Raw genomic sequence first — 20,236 nt, forward strand, 5'->3', positions numbered from 1 at the left:
TGTCAGCAGGCATGGAAAGCGCCTAGGGCTGGAACACCATGTCGCGGTGAAACTGCAGATGCACCGCCGCCGGACGGGCCGACTGGGCATCGGGGAGCCAGGCGCGGCTGCGGCCGTTGAAGCGCGTGCGCAGGTCCGGCACCATGCGATTGCTGACCAGGATCTGTCCCTGCTGGGCCAGGGTGAACAGTCCGGCGTCGAAGGCCCAGTGATGCGTCCTGCACATGGGCATGACATTGCTAAGCGCATCGGGCCCGCCAAACCTGAGCGCCTGCAGGTGGCATACCTCGACCTCATAGAGGCCCCGTTCGACATCGCCAAAATTGCTGCCGCAGATGGCGCAGGCGGGACCGTAATGTTCGAGGACCTGCCAGCGCAGCTGGGCGTCACGCAAGGCCATTGCGCGATTGATCCGACGCAGTGGCGACGGCGCGGAGGGCCTGGCCACCAGTTCCGGCTGCGCAGGCGCTTCGAGGCCGTCAAACGGCAGGAGCGTGCGCTCCAGGCGCAGGATGGCCCGCCGGTCGGGCGCGGAAAGGCGCCTTATCCCGGTGGAGAAATAGCTGAACGCGATGCTGCCATCGGGCCGATAGGCCAGCGCTTCCAGCGGCTCGGCTACCTGTTCGAGGCGGATGCTGTGGGCAAAGATCTCGATCTGACAGAGGTCGAGGAACATGAACCGCCGATGCATCGCATCGAGTCGAACCTCGGAGACCTCGGCCTTGCCGAAATAGCCGTGCCGCACTTCGTCCCGCGGCGCATAGAGCAGCACCTTGCGGCCGATGGCCTTCATGGCCAGGTCCTTGTTCCGGTTGTCGATCCGAACCACGTCGAACGATTTCTGGCGGCTGGGCCGCACATTGAGAACGGCAAAAGGCATGCGTATTTTCCCCCAAATGGGGCCAATACGTAGGGATGGCGCCGAAGAATGCCTTAACCGCGAGTCTCCGGCCCGTTATGACGGCCAAAGAAGGCAGATGCCGGATCGGCCAGGACAAGATGGCGGATCTGCGACCAGAGGTGTGCCCGCTGTTCGGCGAAGGCCGGCAGGCGGGTGGCCTCAGCAATCGATCGTGGTCGCGGCAGCGCCACCTCGACATCGTCAAGCAGCTTGCCCCCGCCCATGACGATCACCCTGTCGGCCAGCAACAGCGCTTCGTCGACGCTATGGGTGACGAAGAGCACAGTGGGCCGTCGCGCCGCGCACAGGGCCAGCAGGTCTTCCTGCATCAATTCCCTTGTCTGCGCGTCGAGATTGGCGAACGGCTCGTCCATCAGCAGAATATCGGGCTGCCCGGCAAGGGCCCGGGCGAGCGCCACGCGTTGCCGCATGCCCCCCGACAATTGTGCGGGATAGTGCGCGGCCCAGCGTTCCAGTCCGACCTGGCGGAGATGTTCCTGTACCAGCCGGTCGCGGTCGGTGGCGGGCCACCCCGCCGCTTCAAGAGCGAAGCGGACATTGTCGCTGACATTGCGCCAGGGGATCAGCCGGGCCGTCTGGAACACCATGCCGATGCCCGGGCCGGGGACAGGCGGCGCCGCCCCGATGCGGACCGAGCCCTGGTCCGGCGCGATCAGCCCATCGGCCAGCCGCAACAGCGTAGTCTTGCCACAACCGGACGGCCCGACAACGGCAACAAACTGTTGCGCCGGCACCACCAGGTCCACCGCGTCCACTGCCCTTGTCGGCAGGCCGTCGCGCAACGCAAACGATTTGCTGACCCCGGAGAATGTGATGGAGCGTCCGGTGTTGACTGCTTCAGGGCTCGGTTGCGGCCTGGCCGCTGTTCGGTTCATCGGTCCGCCGAATCCATGGAATCGACGACGCCCAAGGCCGCGAGGGCCGCATCAACCGGCGCGAAATCCACCCAGTCGAGCAGCGCCGGCGTGCTCAGGCCGGCAAACTCTTCGGTGTCGAACAGCCAATTGGCGGTATAGTCGAGGGCGTCGGCGCTGAGGCCCCCATTGACGCTCCAACTGGCCGCAAATGCGGGTGCCAGCGTTTCGAGCATGGTCCGGTCCGTATCGGGCAGTGCTGCGCTCATCGCGTCGACCCAGAGCGCCGGATCGGCGGCGAAGTCGCGGCTGATGCGGATGAGGGCCCGGATGACGGCGGCGACATCCTCGGGCCGCTCCGCCAGCACGGCAGCAGGAACCGCATTGACCTTGTTGACCAGCGGCGCGGCGGCGAAATAGGCGTCCTGATCCACCAGGATATGCAGTCCGCTATGGTCCGGCAGGCTGGCCCAGGTGCCGATCGACATGGTGGTGGCGTCGATCTGTCCGGCCAGCAAGGCCTGGGCGCGAATATTGGGTTGGCCCAGGCTGATGACTTCGGAGGCATCGAGATCGGCGCCGAGGCGCTCGAGCACCAGGCGCGACAGCGTGTGATCGAGGCTGCCGATGCGGCCGACACCGAAGCGCGCGCCACCGAGCCCGGTCAGGTCCGTGATCTCCGCGCGCGCCGCGATCAGGAAGGGCAGGGACGTGTTGGGCGAGGTCACGGCGCGCAGATCACCGGCGCCGGCGGCCATGGCCTGCAGCAGGGCGTCCACCCCGATATTGGCCATTTCGCCCTCGCCGGCCTGCAATGCCGCGAGCGCCGATGGCGTCTGCTGCACGCGCACCAGCTCGACATTGACCCCTTCACGCTCGAAATAGCCGAGGGCCACGGCCAGATCCATCACCGAATTGGGCACCAGGGGCGGTTCGAGATGGGTCACGATCAGGCGGAAAGGCGCATCCGATTGCGCCGCGCACCCGCTCGCGAGCGCCAGGGTCAGCAGCAGGGACGCCAGATGGGCTTTTACGTGACGGAACATGCAGCAATCTTTCGCATTCGGCCGGTCTAGTGTGACCAGCGCGTGAGATAGTTTTCGAGGAGGCGCAATAGTTCTGTGACGATCACGCCAATGGCGGCAAGGGTCAGGACGATGACGAAATATTCCGCCATCCGAAAGCTGTTGCCATAAAGCGCCAGCAGGCCGCCCAGACCGGTAACGGCGGTGTAGAGCTCGGCCACCACGGTGTTGATGAGGCCGATCGTGGCGCCGATCCGCAACCCGGTCAGGATATAAGGAACCGCGCCGGGCAAGATGATCGCCCGGAAGATGCGCGCCCTGCCGGCCCCCACCGAGCGCGCCATTTCGACCAGGTCGATATCGGCCTGGCGCACACCGGCATAGGTATTGATCACCATGGGCATGACGGCGCCGAGGAAAACGATGAAGAGCTTGGCCTCGATACCCAGGCCCAAGAGCACAATGACCAGCGGGATGAAGGCCACGCGCGGCGTTGCCGCCAATGCATAGACGTAGATTTCGAGCGTTCGCCCCAGAAGGCCGAAGGCACCCATCAGCGCGCCCAAAGGCAGGGCCAGCAACGCAGCCAGCAGTGTGCCGCCGAGATAGGTCCCCAGGCTTGCAACCAGAGCCCCCTGCAGCCGCCCCTCGGACCACAGCCGTGTCGCCGCTACGGCGGTGTCGAGCGGCGTCGGGATGATGTTCCGGCTTGTGTGGAGTGCCGCCAGCCACCACAGCACCAGCAGCAGGCCGAGCAGGCCCAGGCGCGTTGCGGCAATCAGCAGCGGCGCGGCGTGGCGCGCGTCCAACCTGCCAGCCATGCCTTGCCTCCCTGTCACGACAGGTGCCACTTGCACCTGTCCGCTCGCCTGGTCAAGGTTCGTCGGGTCAGCTCTGCCCGATGCCCGCTAGCGCCATTGTGTATCGATCGCGAATGCCATGGCGGCCTGACAGGACCATGCGCGCTGCAGAGGCTCGCTGGATGTCCATTTGAGGAATTGGAGCGGGTGAAGGGAATCGAACCCTCGTCGTAAGCTTGGACAATAAACAGTATGATACGTTTTCCACAACCTACGTGTAACACAATATTCCGCATTTTGTATCACAAAAGCTATTCGTCAAATTGGGATGAGGACCATTGTAGGGTGCGTTCCAGATGACGTTGCCCCCATCTTTTATCCAGCGTGACGTAGACTCCGGGGGTTGTTTTGGCCCTGCTGAGCCTGGTGGAAGACGGGGGCTGGCGTGGAGCTGGCCATTGAGCGCAGCGCCAGGTCCCGTCATGGGGTAAAGGTGGTTGCGTATTCGGTTGGGGTGAGCCAGCCGAGCCGCGAGTGTGTGAGCTACTCCCCAATCGTTGGACAGCTTTTGGCGTAAATTAAGCTACTCGTTGCACCTGCTGGTCGGGTTGGTTTTGGTCAATGCGCTGCCAATAGATCACGGCAGGCGGTTTTCCGCCAAGGGCGGAATGAGGGCGTCGGTTATTATAGAAGTCCACCCATTCGCGGACGCCGGCGCGGGCCTGTGACCCGGTCTCCCAGGCGTGCAGGTAGACGCATTCGTATTTGAGGGTTCTCCAGAGCCGCTCGACAAAGATGTTGTCGAGGAACCGGCCCTTGCCATCCATGGAGATGCGCACCCCCATTCGTCGCAACCGATCGGTCCAGGCAAAGGACGTGAACTGGCTCCCCTGATCGGTGTTCATGATCTCGGGCGGACCGAACTTGTGGACCGCCTCGTTCAACGCCTCGATGCAGAAGTCTGCCTCCAGCGTGTTCGAGATGCGCCATGCCAAGACCTTGCGGGTGTGCCAGTCCATGATGGCCACCAGGTAGAGAAAGCCCCGGCGCATCGGTAAATACGTGATATCCGCAGCCCAGGCCTGGTTCGGGCGCTCCACCCTCAACCCCTTCAGAAGATAGGGCCAGATCTTGTGCCCCTTGGCTGGTCTCGAGGTATTGGGCTTCTGATAAATCGGCATCAGGCCCATGAGCCGCATCAGCCGACGCACGCGCTTCTCGTTTATCACGTGACCTTCATTGCGCAGGTGCCAGGTCATCTGCCGGACTCCGAAGAAGGGCGTTTCCAGGAATTGCCCATCGATCCTGCGCATCAGGGCAAGGTTGATCTCGGTCTCGCCTTTCGGCGTGTAGTAGAACGAAGAGCGCGCGATCGACAGCAGCGTGCACTGTTTGCCAATTGAGAGCACGGGGTGATCAGGTTCTATCATCCCTCGCCTCACTTCCCGCCCCAAGGCTTGAGCTTTCTGGACAAAAAATCGTTGGCGACGGCCAGCTCTCCGATCTTGGCATGCAGATCCTTGACCTGTTCATCGTCAATCTCAGGCCTTTTGCGCCCGCCGCGCTCGAACACACCCGATGCCCCTTCGAGCAACGCCCGTTTCCATTGGTGGATCATCGTGGGGTGAATTCCGAACCGGCTCGCCAATTCCGATACCGTCTCTTCGCCCTTCAATGCTTCCAGGGCGACCTTCGCCTTGAACTCGGGCGAATGCTGCTTGCGTTTCGACATCTCTGATCTCCATCGTCGAAGACCAGCAGACAACAATTCCTAGCTTACGTCAGCGTCCCATTTTCGGGGAGTAGCTCAGGGCGATAACCTACCAGTAAGAGATATTTATTAACGTCACTCGAACTGGAGCAACGAATCAAAAGCTAGATTACGCGTTGTGGGCTCGAATATAGCTCATGAATGCGGAAGCCGAGCCACTCCAACCGCTTTTCAGAGTGGAACTCCGAGGGACAAAGGCTCGACTGATGAGCAGAAAGACCAGAACGCTGTGGCTGGCAAAGCACCTCAAAACATCAAATTGCCTTTCGAGCAAAGTGTCGGCTACCAAGCTCGCCTTACTCATCGGCTTATACAGCGGCTCCTCCACCAGAAGATTGCGCCGTATGGGGTAACACCCGGCATGTGGTATTTTCTACGCGCCTTGTGGCACAAGGACGGGCAAACTCAGCGAGAATTGTCCCTTTTGGTCGGCACTATGGAGCCGACGACATTGAGCGCAATCAGAACGATGGAAGCTTCTGGATTAGTTCAGAGAAAGCGAAACGACGAGGACCGACGAAAAATAAATGTCTTTTTGACCGGTCGCGGACGCGAGTTGGAAAATATCCTTATGCCACTTGCGAAGGAGGTCGTAGATGCATCTGTTGAAGATTTCTCCATCAATGAACGTGGTCTCTTGCTTCAATATTTGAAATCAATTCAAAATAATATTTTGAAGCACCTCGACGAAGACGTCCATCTGGGTTAACATCCCACTCTTGGCCTCCACCGCTCCCGAAGCTTACGGCGGACTGATTGTCCTCACAAATTCCTCGATCGACATGACCTCACGCGGGGGTATATCCTCGATTTCAGGCCCAGGATCGACGTCGTAGCTGAGCGTATCGCCATCCCAGAACCACCAATAGGCCACGTTCTCCCGCTTGCCCTCATGTTTGTCGAGTATCGACATCTTGAACTTGGGGAAAGCCTTCAGCGCGTCCGGTACGGGAGCGTTGCCCATCAGGCGCGCAGAAACGGATCCCATGTCGACGGCTGCGGCCAAGGGGATCATGGCGATAAAGCGCGTATCGAGCCTGGCAAGGGTGGCCGCATCCGCGCCCTGTTCGTATGGTCCGGCAAGAGCCCGCACCACCTCGGGGTAGGAGGGATGATTGTGGGTAACCTGGACATAGGCATGTCCACGCGGTGTTTCGACTTCGACTATGTCGCCTGGCACAAATTTCGTCATGGTTCAGAGACTGAAGCTTTCTAGGGTCGCAGGGTGAAAGAGCTCGTTCACATCGACCTTTCGGGGAGAGAGCCCCTGCTCATAGTGATAGCCGAGAAACGTCTCGAGGACCTTTCTGTTCTGATCGACGCCGTAGGACCATATATCGTTGCCCATCAGGTTGCGAGCGCGACGAAGATTGTCTTCGACGAACGGCATGGTGACCTTCGTTGCAGAAGTATCCGCCAGCGCAGCATCCGACATCGCCTTCGAGCGGGTGAAAGCCTTCAGCAGTGCTCCCGGCAGCCACGGATGCTCGTCTGCCAGACGGCGCCGCACACCCAGAACGTGCATGATGGGGAAGATGGCGGTGCGCCTGAAATAGTCCTCGGCCGCGCCGATCGAGTCGGTGAACAGGCGCCCCACATGCGGGTGTTCCTCGTCGTAGCACAGAGGCGCGCGCGGCCCTATGAACCCGTCTATCTCGCCAGCGGCAAGCATGGCGTTCAGCGTGGCGCCCTGAGGGGCTTCCTCGACCTTCACGTTCGGCGGCAGGTCGACCTTGATCTTTTCGGGACGCCCCGCCGTATTCATGCCGCCGCGGACCCAGACGATGTCCTCGGCGCCGAGGCCGTACTCGTCCTTGAGAATTCCACGCACCCAGACATTGGCCGATAGCTGGTATTCCGCGATTCCGATACGGCGTCCGCGAAGGTCCGCCGGCGTGGAAATGCCCTTGTCGGTGCGGATGTATATGGACGTGTGGCGGAACGCACGCGAGAGGAATATGGGAACCGCAACATAATGGGGCTCTCCGCGTGCGACCGAGATCGAATAGGAAGAGAGCGAAAGCTCGCTGATGTCGAACGCCTGGTGCCGGAATGCCCTGAAGAACATCTCCTCGGGCGAAAGCAGCATGCAGACCGGATCGACCCCGTCGATCTTCACCCGGCCGTCATAGATCGGCCGGGTCCGGTCGTAATCACCCATGGCAAGCGATAGATTGAGATTGCTCATTTATTCTCCCCTCATTGTTATACGGGCACCTGCTCGACGAGGTCGACGAAAGTCCCTGTCTCTGCGGAACGGATGATGGCGTGGCAAGCTTCAAGGCTCGCCAGACCCCATCTGGCGGACTGTACGGCCGGATGTCCGTGCCGGACGGTCTGGACCAGCGCATCGATGACTTCGGTGCGCGCTGTCTCGAACGTCGGCGCGGGCACGAATTTCTGTTCAAAGTCGCCATAAACGTGCAATCCAGAGGGAACCAGGCGAATGTCCCCGCGATCGCACAGCACAACGATCGGTCCGAAATGTTCATACTGGTCCGCCGGCTTGGGTGCGTCGCCGGCACCGTATGTACGGGTCGTCTTGAGCGCAGCTTCCTGCTGCGCATCGAGCACCGTCGCCAGCGTCCTGCGCGCCGCGCCATAGCCCTGGGGCGATTTCCGTTGCCCGAGCTCTCCGATCCCGTCCATCCAGATGTCGCTGTCGAAATGCGCGTAACCCGAATATGTGAAGGTCGCGAAGCACCCGTTTTGAAAGCTCATCAAAGCGCTGTATGCGCCTTCGGTGGGACGATCGGGGTCCCAGGCGCCGGTCATCGCCGCCAGCCGGGTCCCCACGCCTCCGGCGAGGAACCTCACGACATCGATCTGATGTACGCCTTGGCTGAAAATGACGCCCCCGCCTTCGCTTGTGCGCAATTCTTCCGGCCGCCGCGGCCGATAGAGGAAATCGGTGTAGTTAAAAGCTTGAATCATGCGAATCCGGCCAAGTTCGCCGCTGCGGATCAGTTCCCCCGCCTGTTGCACGGGACGATCAAAGCTGTGGCTGGGGCCGACGATCACGTCGACGCCCGCTTTCTCGGCCGCCTCGACGATGCGCCGTCCGTCCGCCATCTCCACGGCCAACGGCTTGTCTAGCAGGATATGTTTGCCGGCCGCGGCGACCGCTACCGCATGGTCAGCATGCATCTGGTGCGGTGTGGCGATGTACACCACTTCCACCTCGGGATCGGCGCAGAGCCCCTCCACATTCTCGTAGACGCGGCCACCGAATTCCGCCTGAAAAGCACGCCGCGAGGCTTCTCGCGGCGCACAGGCGGCCACGAGGCGGATACGGGGATCCGAGCGAAAGGCAGGCAGCATGAGCATGAACGCCCGCCCCAGCCCTAGCACGCCCAGTCGGATGGGGTTCGAAATTGCTGGGGAATCAGAGGTCAACGACAAGATTCCCGCTGTTTGCCCGGGACACGCAGATCATGATTGCTTTGTCCTTCTCCTCATCCATGAGCACCATGTCGCGATGGTCAACATCACCGGCAAGAAGGCGGGTCTTGCATGAGCCGCAGGTTCCGCTTTCGCAGGAGCTGACGGTCCGCACACCGGCGTCGCGTACGGCCTCGAGTATGGAACGATCGGCAGGAACGTGCACCGTCTTGCCCGACTTGGCCAATTCCACATCGAAAGCCACGTCGTCGGGGCGGACGATGTCGACGGGTTTGAAATCCTCGAAATGGACACGTCCCTCGGGCCAATGGCCCGAAATCGCCTTGATCTCCTCCATGAGCGGCTTCGGCCCGCAGCAATAGACATGTGTCGGCTGAGGTGTCTCGAAATGATCCCAGAAATCGTAGATTCGCTCGGGATCGCCCTCGTCGTGATGGACGATCATCCGGTCCCCGAAGGCTTCGCGCATTTCGGCCAGATAGGCGGCATCCTGCGGGCTGCGGCTCACATAGATTATCCGGAACGGCTTGTCCTGCTCCTTGAGACGCTTGGCCATTGCATAGATCGGCGTAACGCCGATGCCTCCGGCGATCAGGAGATAGTCGGGCGCGGGACCGAGAGAAAACTCGTTCTCGGGGGGAGCGACCCGGAGCTTGCTCCCTTCAGCAACCTCATCATGCATGGATTGGGAGCCGCCGCGCGATTCCGGCTCCCGTTTGACCGCGATCGTATAGGTGTTCGCCTCGCCGCCGACGAGGGAATAGCGGCGCATTGCCCCCGATGGGGTCTCCACCGTTATGTGCGCGCCCGGACCGTATTGGGGCAGGCTGATCCCCTCCTCCGGCTTGAGCACGAACTCCACGATACTCGGCGTCAGTTCGCGGCGCGAACTCACGGTCATCGTGATAAGATCGTCGTCGGTTATAATCACGGGAAAACCATCCAGCTTGCCTTTTTCCGTTCCTTAGCTACCTAACTAATTTCTGTCAATGCCTAGACTTCGCAACTGAGATGCACTAAACTCTTAGCTTCCTAACTTAATGAGGGATGGAGACGATGCTTACTCCCGAAGAAAACGATCTTTTGTGTCGGGTATCGAACAACGCCCCGATGGGACGCCTGATGCGCCAGCACTGGACACCGGTCTGCCTTATCGAGGAGGTCGCCGAGCCGGATGGCACCCCGTTGCTGGTCGAGGCACTCGGGGAGAGGTACGTCGCCTTTCGCGACACCAATGGCCGCGTGGGGCTTCTCGATGAGCTGTGTCCGCACCGGCGTGCCTCGCTCGTATTCGGACGCAATGAGGAGTGCGGTTTGCGCTGCCTCTATCACGGCTGGAAAATGGATGTGGACGGCAAGGTCATCGCCATGTCGTCGGAGCCGGAAGGCAGTCCCCTCCTCAACAAGGTGAGCCACCGCGCCTATCCCGTCAAGGAATGGGGCGGATTCGTCTGGGCCTGGTTCGGCGACAAGGAAGATGTTCCTGAATTCGACCCGCCCGCCTTTGCTCCTACCGTGGATACGCCTTTGGCAATCCTGAAGATTCGTGTTCCTGCGAACTGGGCGCAGATTCACGAAGGCCAGATCGACAGCGCGCATTCCTCGAGCCTGCACTCCTCCGATATGGTGCCGGCCAGGGTCGAGGGCGCCGCAGCCGACGACAAGTCGTGGTATCGCCCCTCGACGGACAAGTCGCCGCGCATGCAGACGCAGACGACGAGCTACGGGTTCCACTACGCGGCGATCCGCAAGCCGATCAAGAATGCAGCCACGCATGACTACCTGCGCATCACCGAGTTCATTGCGCCATATTACTCGCTGATTCCGCCCAACAGCTCCTACAATGTCGCCAGCGTCATCGTCCCTGTCGACGACGAGACCACGCATTTCCACTTCATCGCGTGGGGTGGCACGGCATGCCCCACCACCGAGGAGTGGCGCAAGTTCAACCATGCGGAGAAGGGAGTCGATCTGGACGAGAAATGGCGCTCGCGCCGCACGCTGGAGAACAACTTCCTCCAGGATCGCGAGCTGATGAAGCAGGGCAACTTCACCGGCGTTCTGGGCATTCCCAATCAGGACATCGTCATGTGGGTTTCCATGGGGCCGATCGTCGATCGCACCAACGATATCCTCGGGGCATCCGATCTCGCCATCGTCGAGTTCCGTCGTCTGATGGTCGATGCTGCGCGGAAGGTCGCCGAAGGCGGCAAGGCCATCGGCACTGAAGAGCCCCGGCTGCCGCATTCGCGGATCATGTCGCGCGAGGGCGTGTTCCCCAAAACGACTGATTGGCGCACTCTCGTCAATCATAATGAAATGGTCGCGGCCGAATAAGCCGCCCATCCCTGCCTCAAAAAGACCTTTCGGCCCGCGCGGCCGAAAGGTCTGCTGGCATGTCGCAGCCTTGCGATTTGTAACGACATATCTGCAAGCCGGCAGCTCTCCTCCCGCCACGACAGGAACGCAACCGCCCTTCCCGCCACATTTCTCGTTTCCTCGCGCACAGCCCGATGGAAGCGGACCGCTTCCCCTCACAATCCCGGTTCATGCGGAACCCCGGGCCGAAGTTAGGCAAAAGCGAAGGCCGCAGGAGCGAAAGATGGACGAGGCCGATTCTGCCAATCCAGAACAGCTCCATGAAGGCGATCGCCCAGAGTTCCCTTGCCTCGGAATTCGGCCAACGGGTGGCTTGACACATATAACTAAGTAAGCAAACTAATTAAATTGGCGCGAGGGGGGAACGCCGATCTGATCGTCACAGACCACTTCCGGAGGAGGGAAGTTCCATGTTGAATTTCAATTAATCGACAGCGCGGCGCCGGTGGAATGTCTTCACGGGCCTGCTGCTGGCAGCGTCCAGCCTGGTGCCTCTGGCCGCCACCGCCCAGGACCTGATCGAGTTCGATCAATGGCGACCGGGAGGTCGGGGCCTACAATCGCACATGGGTTCCAGGCGAATAATGCGAGACGCCCCCTTCTCTCCTTGTCGGCTCCGGGAGCCGGCAAGGACTGTGTCGAGACCCATGAGTCTTGGCTGCGTTGGCCTTATACACCCCCCCGGGGCGCATCACGGCCGGACCGCGGCGGATTTTGAAACCATCGCGCTTGACTGCTTAGGAAACTAACCATAACGTTGATCCTGCCGGCCGCGGAGCGGAGCTATCCGGCAGCGAGATTTCTGCAAAAGCTCAGATTTCCAATGGGAGGAACAGATGCCATTATCGCGAATTACCCTGACCGGACTATCCCTCGCCTTTATCGTGGCGCCGGTGCTGCCGGCGACTGCGCAGTCGCTCAATCTCACACTCGCGGGCGCCAGCCCCGGAGGACTTTGGACGCTTCTTGGCGCGGGTCTAGATGCCGTCGTGAAGGCAAACGATCCAAACTCGACGATTACCTACCAGACTACCGGCGGCGGATTTGCCAATGCCGCAATGATCAGCGAAGGAAGGGCCGAAATCGGACTTATCCACGACGCCGAGCTTGCTATCGCGGCACAGGGTGGCGAGCCCTTCAGTGCGCCGATCGAAAATCTACGCACGATCGGCTACCTTTACGACTGGGCACCCATGCAGTTCGTCACGACGCGCAGCTTTGCCGAAGAGCATGAAGTCGATTCCGTGGACGATTTTGCTGCCGCGCAGGTTCCGGTGCGTATGACAGTAAACAGAGCCGGCAATATCACCGGCCAGATTGCGTCTGCCATCATGGCGGCGGCGGGCGCCGACGACGAAGCGATCGCCCAATGGGGCGGAGCAGTCGTTCAGGCCGGTTCGTCCGAGCAGGCCGGCCTGCTCCAGAACGGTCGTGTCGATCTCTACGCGAACGGTGTTTTCGTCGGTCACAGCTCCATCCGGGAAATCGAGAACGCACTCGACATCAAACTGCTGAGCATTCCGGCCGATGTCAGGGCGCAGATCGCCGAGGAATTCTCGATCGCCGAGTTCACGATTCCCGCCGATTCCTATGAGAACCAGCCCGAAGCCATCGAGACCCTGGCTCTGGGTGCCGTTCTGATCGCCAGCGCGGAGATGAGCGAGGAAGATGCCTACACGCTGACCAAGGCGCTGATCGACAATCTCGACTCAATACGCTCGGTCCATCCGGCAATGGCCGACCTGGACACCACGCTGCTCACTCGGGAGACCGCAGTGCCGCACCACGATGGCGCCCTGCGGGCATACCAGGAAGCGGGCCTGATCGAATAGTTTCCGTTTCCAAGAACAACCGGAGGAGTGGGTAAATGGCCTTGGCCAAACTCGTCGGAACCGGCCGCCGTCGATCTTTCGACGGCGTGCCGCGTCAAACCTTGACCGTTGCTGCCGCGATTTTTGCCGTCGGCGTTGTATATGCCAACATCTTTGCGCTGCCCGATGCGCTGCTGATCGGCATTCTGTTCGTCTGCGGCATTTATGCCCTGCTGTTTTTGACGGTCGGTCCGACCTCGACATCAACGGACCGGATCGGCATTGCCGATTGGGTCCTGAGCGGTGCGAGCGTCGCGTGCGGCATCTACTTCTTTACGATCAGGGCTGACCTGGCCAATCATATCACGCTCCTCCGGCCACTGCCCGGCGACCAGCTCTTCTTCGGCACGCTCCTGCTTGCCCTGACCATCGAGGCGGCCAGGCGGACAACCGGCATCGGGCTTACGATCGTCCTGCTCATTTTCCTTGCCTACAACCTTTGGGGACACCTGATCCCGCCCCCGCTCGGCCATGGGTTCATCGACTTCGGTTCCTTTGTCGACGTTCTGATGTACACCACCGACGGCGTATTCGGCGTACCCATCCAGGTGGCAGCCAGCTACGTCTTCTTGTTCGTGATGTTCGGTTCGGTCCTGTCTCATGCGGGAGGCGCCGAATTCATGTTCCAGCTCGCAGCGGCGCTCACGGGCCGCTCGCCCGGAGGCCCGGCCAAGATCGCCGTCATATCGTCCGGCATGTACGGAATGATCTCGGGCAGTCCGACTTCGGATGTGGCGACCACGGGATCCATCACCATTCCGATCATGAAGCGGCTCGGATACTCCCCGCGTTTCGCGGGCGCTGTCGAGGTCGCGGCCTCGACGGGTGGAGCCGCCATGCCGCCCGTCATGGGATCGGCCGCATTCATCCTGGCCGAGTATACCGGCATCGATTATCGGAACGTCGTGCTCGCGGCGCTGATTCCGGCGATCCTTTATTATATCGGCGTCTATTTGCAGGTGCATTTCCGTGCCGTTCGCCAGGGACTGCAAGGCGTCAAGGACGTCGACCCGGTGCAGGAGACCCTGAAGACGGGATGGGTGTTCGTCATACCGCTCGTGGTGATCACCGTAGCCCTGCTGATGGGCTATACGCCCACCTACGTCGCCGTTTACGGCACGGTTGCCCTGGTTGTCGCGTCCCTGCTGACCAAGCGGACCCGGATGACGCCGCGCAAGATGCTGGAGGGGCTGGGCGAGGCGACCATCCGCATGTTGCCGGTGGCCGGCGCCTGCGCCGCAGCGGGATTGATCATTGGCGGGCTGACGATGACCGGCCTTGCCCTCAAGACGTCGAGCCTTGTCCTGATGCTGTCGGGTTCGGGCCCCTTCGTCGTCCTGTTGCTCGCCGCCGGCATCGCGATTCTTCTGGGACTGGGGATGCCCACGCCCAGCGCCTATATTCTTGCGGCCGTGCTCGTCGGTCCGGCGTTCACGGTCGTCGGGCTGCCCCTGCTGGCCTCCAACATGTTCCTGCTCTACTTCGCCCTGCTCTCCGCCCTGACGCCGCCTATCGCGGTGGCAGCATACACCGCATCCGCAATCGCGGATGAAGACCCAATGAAGATTGCCGTCACGTCGGTGAAGCTGGCCGCCATCGGGTTCATTCTCCCGTTCTTCTTCGTATGGAACGAAGCCTTGCTGGCCCAGGGCAGTGCCTTGGAAATCGGTGTTGCCGCGTTGGGCGGCATCGTGGCCACGACTCTTCTGGCGCTTGCTCTGGAAGTCGAATTGAAGCCAATTGTGCGGGTGGTGATTCTGGCGGCCGCTGCGGCGGCGCTCTCTCCCTACCTTTTCCTTTCCATACCGGTGACCGTTCTCGCGATCGCGCTGGGCATATGGCGACGGACAGGGAAACTGGCCACAGATCCCGCGCACCAGGAGCGCACGATTTCACAACGCTAAGGTCCGCAGCGGAAGGATTGCGCATTGGCGAGGCCGTATTTCGGGAGACCCCGTTGCGGCCTCCGCTCCCGTTCCACCAGGGGACGCATTGGGACGAGGCGTTCCCCGGACAGTTTGGCATCATCGCCTCGCCCTCGAAGCCCAGTATGCACGGACCGCTGAATGATGGATCGGAAAAAGCTATAACGACGCCTGTTTTAGGCTTCGATTATTGACACCCAACAACCGGGGATATCAAGGCAACCCTGGCCCCGCCATCGCATGACACGGCATGCAATCTGGAAAAGAGGATGTAATTCTCTCATCCGGAACCATATATTTTTGCAAAATACTATGAAGATTCCTACATATATTTATACACGAACTCCCCCCATTCAAAAATACAGAACGAGAACTGTCATTGACAGACTATCTTTTGAAAAGTAGTCTTGATTTGTTAGGAAGCTAAACGTTTTACCCCTCCGGCGGGGCGTTTGGCTCGTTCAGGAGGAAGATAAGGTGACCTTTGACACGCTTGAGAAGAGCTATCGCAAATATCTGAAGAGCGGCACCGCGGCGTTCGCGTTGCTGGCAATGCTTGCCGCCAGTCCAGTGGCGCAAGCACAGAAAATCGAAGAGATAAGCGGCACCCTGCCCGACGGCACGGCCTGGCTGATCAGCGTGCCCACCGACTGGAACGGCGTGCTCCTGCGCGATCTCGACTATGCGGCGAATTCGCAGACGGAGCGCTTTACGGATCTGCTGAGCAGAGGTTATGCCTTCGCGGGTCTGGCGCGCCATCCCATGCGCCCGTGGCAGTATGATCCGCAGCGGGAAATACATAACCTCGAAGCCGTTCAAACGATTTTCGAGGAGCAGTACGATCCCGAGTGGGTGCTGGCGTTCGGCTGCTCAGGAGCCGGATTCGTCAGTCTCGCCGCCGCCGAGGATTTCTCCGATCGCATAGACGGTGCGGTCGTTCTGTCGGCGCATATACCGGTGTGGATCATGAACAGCTACCTCGATGGCTGGTTTGCCATGCAGACGCTCCTCGCGGACGCGTATGAGGAAGCCGGCCTGGGCTCCGCGAGCGACCTTCGCATCGTCAACATGCCGAACGGCGCCGGCTCCGACGGCAGGACGATCGGCGACATCCAGGCCTCATGGCGCAGCGCGGTGGAGACATTGGGAGAGACTCCCGAGGGACGGGCGCGCCTCGCCCTTGCCTTCGCGATCGGCCAATGGTCCCCCTGGGAGGCTGCGGATCAGCCGTTCCCCGATCCGCTCACCTCCGAAGCACTGTCCGATCAACTGGTGCCTTCGGCATTGCGGCTTACCGGCACCGTCGGCGGCCAATCGCGCGTGATGTTCGAGAATGCCGCCTCGGGCCAGCAGCTTTCAGGCAATGAGGGCATCGATTACGCAGCCTTCTACGATACGGCATCGCCGATCATGAAGGAGCTTGTCGAACATCTTTATGCCGAGGCGGGCCTCGATATCGGCGAGGACATCGAGCGCATCAATTCCGCGCCCCGCATCGCAGCGTCCGACTATGCGCTCGATTACTGGAGCCAGCCCGGAAGAACAGCGGACGGGGACCTGCAGGTGCCTACGATCCGCGTGCACAGCCTGGGCGACAACTCGATTCCCTATAGCCTGATGCAGGGCTATCAAGCGCTCGTGGAAGAGAAGGGCACGACCGATCTCTACCGTCAGTCGCTGCTCAAGTTCACCGACCATTGCGGCTTCGAGGCGTCCGAAACCACCGCTCTTGTCGAGGTCATGATGGAGCGGCTGGAAACGGGCGAGTGGCCGGACACGTCGCCGGAGGCCCTGAATGCCGTCGCTGCCGAGCTCGATCTTGGCGAAGCCCGCTTCATGGAGGAAGACGGGTGGCGCGTTGAAGAGTACAATCGTACCTGGATAGCTGGAGAATAAGCCTCCGGAGAACGATGCGGGGCATTTCCCCGCATCCATTTCCCCACGGCGCGATTTATCGATATTCGCGCCGTAGACGCCACGGGCCTCAATCGACCCGGCTGATCAGCATTCCTTTTTCCAGCGGCTTCACGCTTGTCTGCCCCGGAACGAACGCCGCGGTTTTGTGGGGGCTGCTGCCGTCGACCCCGAACCGTGCGCGCCCCAGCCCCTCAATTTCGATCTCGAGGCTGTCTCCCACGTTTATGGGCTTGAGCCCTTCATGGTTGGTGCCGGTCGTGACGAGGTCCCCGGCGTGAAGCGTGGTGAACCGGGAGAGCCATTCGATCTGCTCGGGGATTCGATTTGCCATGGTATTCGTCGAGAAATCCTGGGCGATCACGCCGTTCAGCCACGAGCGCACCCGAAGCTCGTGCGGGTCGTGAATTTCGTCAGCGGTCGTGATCCAGGGTCCGCACAGCGCAAATCCGCGCTGACCCTTGGGGATGAACTGTCCCCTGCGATGCAATCCTCGCGCCGAGATGTCGAAGAACGGAACGAATCCGAAAACCTTGCCCATTGCATCTCCGGCAGAGACATCCTGGACCTCGCTGCCGATAACGAAGGCAAGCTCCGCTTCAGCGTGGAAGACCACGACGTCGTCAATGTCCGGCAATGTGGTCCTTCCACCCGACCCAACCAGATCGTTGCTCTTGTGGAAGAACTCGTTCGGCAGGCGGTCCTTCGTGAACCCGAGAATGTCACGTAGTTCGCGAACGCCGAGAGACCTTTCGAGGGGTGATGAAGCGGCGCAAGAAGTTTCACGTCGGAAAGGGTCTGGCCGGGCGCCCTGGCGAGCAGATTCTCGATTTCCGGTTTCAGCTCCTGAAAATTCGCGATCAGGAAGTCGAGAGCGCCCTGCGGACCGCGGACGCTGCGCATGGGGACGAGATCGCTGACATCGACCACTTCCGCTTTTGCATTGAGCACACCGATCTGATCGTCGTTGAACCTGAGAATCTTCATTTCACGTTTCCATTATATGCGTCTGGATCACGCCGGCGATCGACCGGGAGCGGGATTTCCTTGAGGATGATGGACAGGCAAAAGGCCAGCACGGCAGCAACGGCCGTACAGAGAAAGATGGGATGGAGAGCACCGGTGAACGCATCCAGGACCGTATCCCGCAAGGACGGAGGAAGCTCGGAGATGAGCTGGGGCGACATTGCGCGCAAACCCGTGTTTCCCGTATCGTTCAGCAGGCCGCCGGGGAGCCGGCTCGACAGCCCGGCGGCAAAAATCGCGCCGAAGATGGAGACCCCGACGGAACCGCCGATCATGCGGAACATCTGGGAGCTCGCCGTCGCGACGCCGAGCGCCCCCGCGGGAACGGCATTCTGGATCGCGGCGACGCCGATGCTGTTGACCGGGCCGATCCAGATGCCCACCGTCAAAAGATAGAGGCCCAGGATCCACACATTCGTGTCCGGGGTGATGGTTGCGAGCAGAAGCGCGCCGACCGCCAGCAGGGGCATGGACAGGATGGGCACTATTCTGTAGCGGCCCGTCCGGCTCATGAAGATGCCGGACAGGATGGACCCGCCGACGAATCCGAACATCAGGGGCAGCAACAGCAGGCCGGAAACGGTCGGGCTGTAACCTTTGACGACCTGTAGGTAGAGCGGGATGAACGTTATCATGCCAAACATCGACATGCCGATGATGAAGCGCACGGCATTGGACACCACGAAATTGTTGATGCGAAACAGGCCGAGAGGCAGAATCGGCTGAATGGTCCGGGATTCGATGAACATGAACCCCAGAAAGCCCAAGCCGCAGACCACGCCCAGCGCAACGCTCGGCCAGGATGCCCAGGGAATGGCCGTGCCGCCAAGGCTCGCGAAGAGAACGATGCCGGTCAGCGTGATGGCGAGCAGAATGGCCCCGGGATAGTCAATTTTCTGCCGGCCGTGATTGCCGCCCTTGGGCAGCAGGAAAGTGATGCCGGTGAACGCCAGGACGCCGAACGGCAGGTTGATGAAAAGCACCCAGTGCCAGGAAAACTGCTCGGTCAGAAAACCGCCCAAAAGAGGGCCGAAGACGGTCGAAAATCCCAGGACGGCACCCACAACTCCCTGTGCCTTGCCACGATCGCGTTCGCGCAGAACATCGGCCACTACGGTCATGGCAACGACGATCAGCCCCCCGCCTCCCAGACCCTGGATGAAGCGCCCGAAGATCAGCACCCCCATGCTGCTGGCCAGACCGCCGATTCCCGCGCCGGCAAGAAAGACGAGAATACAGGCCTGAAGAACGGGCTTGCTCCCGTAAAGATCGGCCAGCTTGCCCGAAATCGGCGCGCCGACCGTGGAGGCGAGCAGATAGACCGTCATGATCCAGGTGACGCTTTCGACGGACCCCAGATCGGCGACGATAACGGGAATGGCCGTGGCAATGCTCGTCTGGCTGAGAGACGCGAGCAGCAGGACGCAGGCCGCCGAAAAAATGATCAGTCGGATCGGCTGGCGGGGACTTGCCGTCTCGGAAGGTGTGGCAGCTGACATCCGTCAGGTCCTTTCGCGTGAGGTTGGATGCGAGATGAGACCGGCTCGGCGATCAGGTGCGCGAGATCAGGAACGAGCCGACAGATCGATTGAACCGCTCCGGCTGGTCGATCCACAGGAAGTGATTGGCCTTGTCGAAGATGTGCAGTTCCGAGTCGGGCAATGAGGAGAACAGGTCGATTCCCGACTGCATGCCCTTCACCGTGTCCTTGCCCCAGATGATGAGCGGGGCGGATTTGAGCTTGTGCAGGTGTTCGCGAAGATGGACGCCATCAAGCAGATATTGCTGCCTGTTTCTCACACCGCCGTCGGCCCAGAATGCCCGCCAGGGATCTTCCCATATGGGAAGCCAGTGTTTCGCCCTGCCGATACCGTAGGCGATGAAATCGTCCGGAACACTGGCCATGTCGTGAACCATGGTGTGGAGCAGTCGGACCACGCTTTCCGCATCCGGTTTCAGGCCCTCGAGAAACATGGTGTTGGGCAGGAAAATCTCGTGATGGCGCTGCGCGACATTCGCGTGGTTCAGGCCGCCCTCGGGAAGCGTGAGACTTGCGCTGTCGACCAGCACCAGACCCTTGACCAGATCGGGGCGCGTGACGGCGATGAAGGCCGAGATCCAGGCGCCCTGCGACTGTCCCACCACGTCAGCATCCTCGAGATGAACGGCGACAACTATCGCCTCGCGCAAAGCCGGGCACGAAAAACCGCCAACCCTCACCAATAAGATCGCCGACGCTGCGAGCGGAAAACTCTGGTCGGGCTACGCCCTCCCGACGTTCCCCGCTCGCAGCAGCGCCAGTGGCCTGGTTTTGCGCCGCCCAATGGCCGGTTTTTGCTCCGCCGTT

General features: G+C 61.0%; 17 protein-coding genes and 1 pseudogene. 6 read left to right on the forward strand and 12 right to left on the reverse strand.

What is annotated here, in order from left to right; all coding sequences use genetic code 11:
- Window positions 1–22: 22 nt before the first annotated feature.
- The 5 genes from K1X15_RS01430 to K1X15_RS01450 form a co-directional block, all read right to left on the reverse strand.
- A complete protein-coding gene (locus tag K1X15_RS01430; protein ID WP_220305740.1) occupies window positions 23–880 on the reverse strand; it encodes an HNH endonuclease in 858 nt (285 codons plus the stop codon).
- Window positions 881–933: 53 nt separating this feature from the next.
- Window positions 934–1,797: an ABC transporter ATP-binding protein gene (locus tag K1X15_RS01435; protein ID WP_220305741.1), complete on the reverse strand. Its 864-nt coding sequence runs from the start codon at window positions 1,795–1,797 to the stop codon at window positions 934–936.
- Window positions 1,794–2,822, reverse strand: a complete 1,029-nt coding sequence (locus tag K1X15_RS01440) for an ABC transporter substrate-binding protein (RefSeq protein WP_220305742.1) — start codon at window positions 2,820–2,822, stop codon at window positions 1,794–1,796. The genes K1X15_RS01435 and K1X15_RS01440 overlap by 4 nt, the downstream gene beginning before the upstream one ends.
- Before the next feature lie 26 nt (window positions 2,823–2,848).
- A complete protein-coding gene (locus K1X15_RS01445; RefSeq protein ID WP_220305743.1) occupies window positions 2,849–3,622 on the reverse strand; it encodes an ABC transporter permease in 774 nt (257 codons plus the stop codon).
- 557 nt (window positions 3,623–4,179) lie between these two features.
- Window positions 4,180–5,333, reverse strand: a protein-coding gene (locus tag K1X15_RS01450) for an IS3 family transposase (RefSeq protein WP_220303547.1) whose coding sequence is annotated in 2 segments (ribosomal slippage) — window positions 4,180–5,058 and window positions 5,061–5,333 — 1,152 coding nt in all. Because the reading frame shifts where the segments join, the coding sequence is not laid out codon by codon here.
- 268 nt (window positions 5,334–5,601) lie between these two features.
- Here K1X15_RS01450 and K1X15_RS01455 point away from each other — a divergent pair.
- On the forward strand, window positions 5,602–6,081 hold the full coding sequence (locus K1X15_RS01455; RefSeq protein WP_220305744.1) for a MarR family winged helix-turn-helix transcriptional regulator: 480 nt from the start codon (window positions 5,602–5,604) through the stop codon (window positions 6,079–6,081).
- Window positions 6,082–6,114: 33 nt separating this feature from the next.
- Here K1X15_RS01455 and K1X15_RS01460 read toward each other — a convergent pair whose 3' ends face one another.
- From K1X15_RS01460 to K1X15_RS01475, 4 genes are read right to left on the reverse strand one after another with little or no spacing between them, the layout of a single operon-like run.
- On the reverse strand, window positions 6,115–6,552 hold the full coding sequence (locus K1X15_RS01460; protein ID WP_220305745.1) for a hypothetical protein: 438 nt from the start codon (window positions 6,550–6,552) through the stop codon (window positions 6,115–6,117).
- A 15-nt stretch (window positions 6,553–6,567) separates the two neighbouring features.
- Window positions 6,568–7,560: an ABC transporter substrate-binding protein gene (locus K1X15_RS01465; protein WP_220305746.1), complete on the reverse strand. Its 993-nt coding sequence runs from the start codon at window positions 7,558–7,560 to the stop codon at window positions 6,568–6,570.
- A gap of 17 nt (window positions 7,561–7,577) precedes the next feature.
- A complete protein-coding gene (locus K1X15_RS01470; RefSeq protein WP_276315319.1) occupies window positions 7,578–8,723 on the reverse strand; it encodes a Gfo/Idh/MocA family protein in 1,146 nt (381 codons plus the stop codon).
- A gap of 34 nt (window positions 8,724–8,757) precedes the next feature.
- Window positions 8,758–9,636, reverse strand: a complete 879-nt coding sequence (locus tag K1X15_RS01475; protein ID WP_240549620.1) for a PDR/VanB family oxidoreductase — start codon at window positions 9,634–9,636, stop codon at window positions 8,758–8,760.
- A 194-nt stretch (window positions 9,637–9,830) separates the two neighbouring features.
- Between K1X15_RS01475 and K1X15_RS01480 the strand changes: the two genes are divergently transcribed.
- From K1X15_RS01480 to K1X15_RS01495, 4 genes are all read left to right on the forward strand, one after another.
- The gene (locus tag K1X15_RS01480; protein WP_220305748.1) at window positions 9,831–11,111 is read left to right on the forward strand and encodes a Rieske 2Fe-2S domain-containing protein; all 1,281 of its coding nucleotides are present in this window, start codon (window positions 9,831–9,833) and stop codon (window positions 11,109–11,111) included.
- 878 nt (window positions 11,112–11,989) lie between these two features.
- Entirely contained in the window at window positions 11,990–12,985 is a 996-nt protein-coding gene (locus tag K1X15_RS01485; RefSeq protein WP_220305749.1) for a TAXI family TRAP transporter solute-binding subunit, read from the forward strand.
- A gap of 35 nt (window positions 12,986–13,020) precedes the next feature.
- A complete protein-coding gene (locus tag K1X15_RS01490; RefSeq protein ID WP_220305750.1) occupies window positions 13,021–14,928 on the forward strand; it encodes a TRAP transporter permease in 1,908 nt (635 codons plus the stop codon).
- Window positions 14,929–15,426: 498 nt separating this feature from the next.
- Window positions 15,427–16,845: a hypothetical protein gene (locus K1X15_RS01495; protein WP_240549621.1), complete on the forward strand. Its 1,419-nt coding sequence runs from the start codon at window positions 15,427–15,429 to the stop codon at window positions 16,843–16,845.
- Window positions 16,846–16,933: 88 nt separating this feature from the next.
- On the opposite strand, the gene K1X15_RS01500 is transcribed toward K1X15_RS01495, so the two are convergent.
- The 3 genes from K1X15_RS01500 to K1X15_RS01510 form a co-directional block, all read right to left on the reverse strand.
- Window positions 16,934–17,584 carry a fumarylacetoacetate hydrolase family protein gene (locus K1X15_RS01500; protein ID WP_220307389.1) on the reverse strand — a complete coding sequence of 217 codons (651 nt, stop codon included), beginning with the start codon at window positions 17,582–17,584 and terminating at the stop codon, window positions 16,934–16,936.
- A gap of 262 nt (window positions 17,585–17,846) precedes the next feature.
- Complete coding sequence (locus K1X15_RS01505; protein ID WP_220305751.1) at window positions 17,847–19,388, reverse strand: MFS transporter; 1,542 nt, start codon at window positions 19,386–19,388, stop codon at window positions 17,847–17,849.
- A 52-nt stretch (window positions 19,389–19,440) separates the two neighbouring features.
- Window positions 19,441–20,034: an alpha/beta fold hydrolase gene (locus K1X15_RS01510; protein ID WP_220305752.1), complete on the reverse strand. Its 594-nt coding sequence runs from the start codon at window positions 20,032–20,034 to the stop codon at window positions 19,441–19,443.
- Here K1X15_RS01510 and K1X15_RS21175 point away from each other — a divergent pair.
- A pseudogene (locus K1X15_RS21175) lies at window positions 20,011–20,115 on the forward strand (ATP-binding protein); the annotation flags it as partial. The gene K1X15_RS01510 and the pseudogene K1X15_RS21175 overlap by 24 nt on opposite strands.
- Window positions 20,116–20,236: the final 121 nt, after the last annotated feature.

This window comes from Devosia salina, from assembly GCF_019504385.1.
Taxonomy (GTDB): Bacteria; Pseudomonadota; Alphaproteobacteria; order Rhizobiales; family Devosiaceae; genus Devosia; species Devosia salina.

Coding starts and splice junctions, on each gene's coding strand:
- K1X15_RS01490 (WP_220305750.1), top strand. CDS start 13,021: ATGGCCTTGGCCAAACTCGTCGGAACCGGCCGCCGTCGATCTTTCGAC.
- K1X15_RS01465 (WP_220305746.1), bottom strand. CDS start 7,560: ATGAGCAATCTCAATCTATCGCTTGCCATGGGTGATTACGACCGGACC.
- K1X15_RS01430 (WP_220305740.1), bottom strand. CDS start 880: ATGCCTTTTGCCGTTCTCAATGTGCGGCCCAGCCGCCAGAAATCGTTC.
- K1X15_RS01445 (WP_220305743.1), bottom strand. CDS start 3,622: ATGGCTGGCAGGTTGGACGCGCGCCACGCCGCGCCGCTGCTGATTGCC.
- K1X15_RS01485 (WP_220305749.1), top strand. CDS start 11,990: ATGCCATTATCGCGAATTACCCTGACCGGACTATCCCTCGCCTTTATC.
- K1X15_RS01480 (WP_220305748.1), top strand. CDS start 9,831: ATGCTTACTCCCGAAGAAAACGATCTTTTGTGTCGGGTATCGAACAAC.
- K1X15_RS01435 (WP_220305741.1), bottom strand. CDS start 1,797: ATGAACCGAACAGCGGCCAGGCCGCAACCGAGCCCTGAAGCAGTCAAC.
- K1X15_RS01440 (WP_220305742.1), bottom strand. CDS start 2,822: ATGTTCCGTCACGTAAAAGCCCATCTGGCGTCCCTGCTGCTGACCCTG.
- K1X15_RS01505 (WP_220305751.1), bottom strand. CDS start 19,388: ATGTCAGCTGCCACACCTTCCGAGACGGCAAGTCCCCGCCAGCCGATC.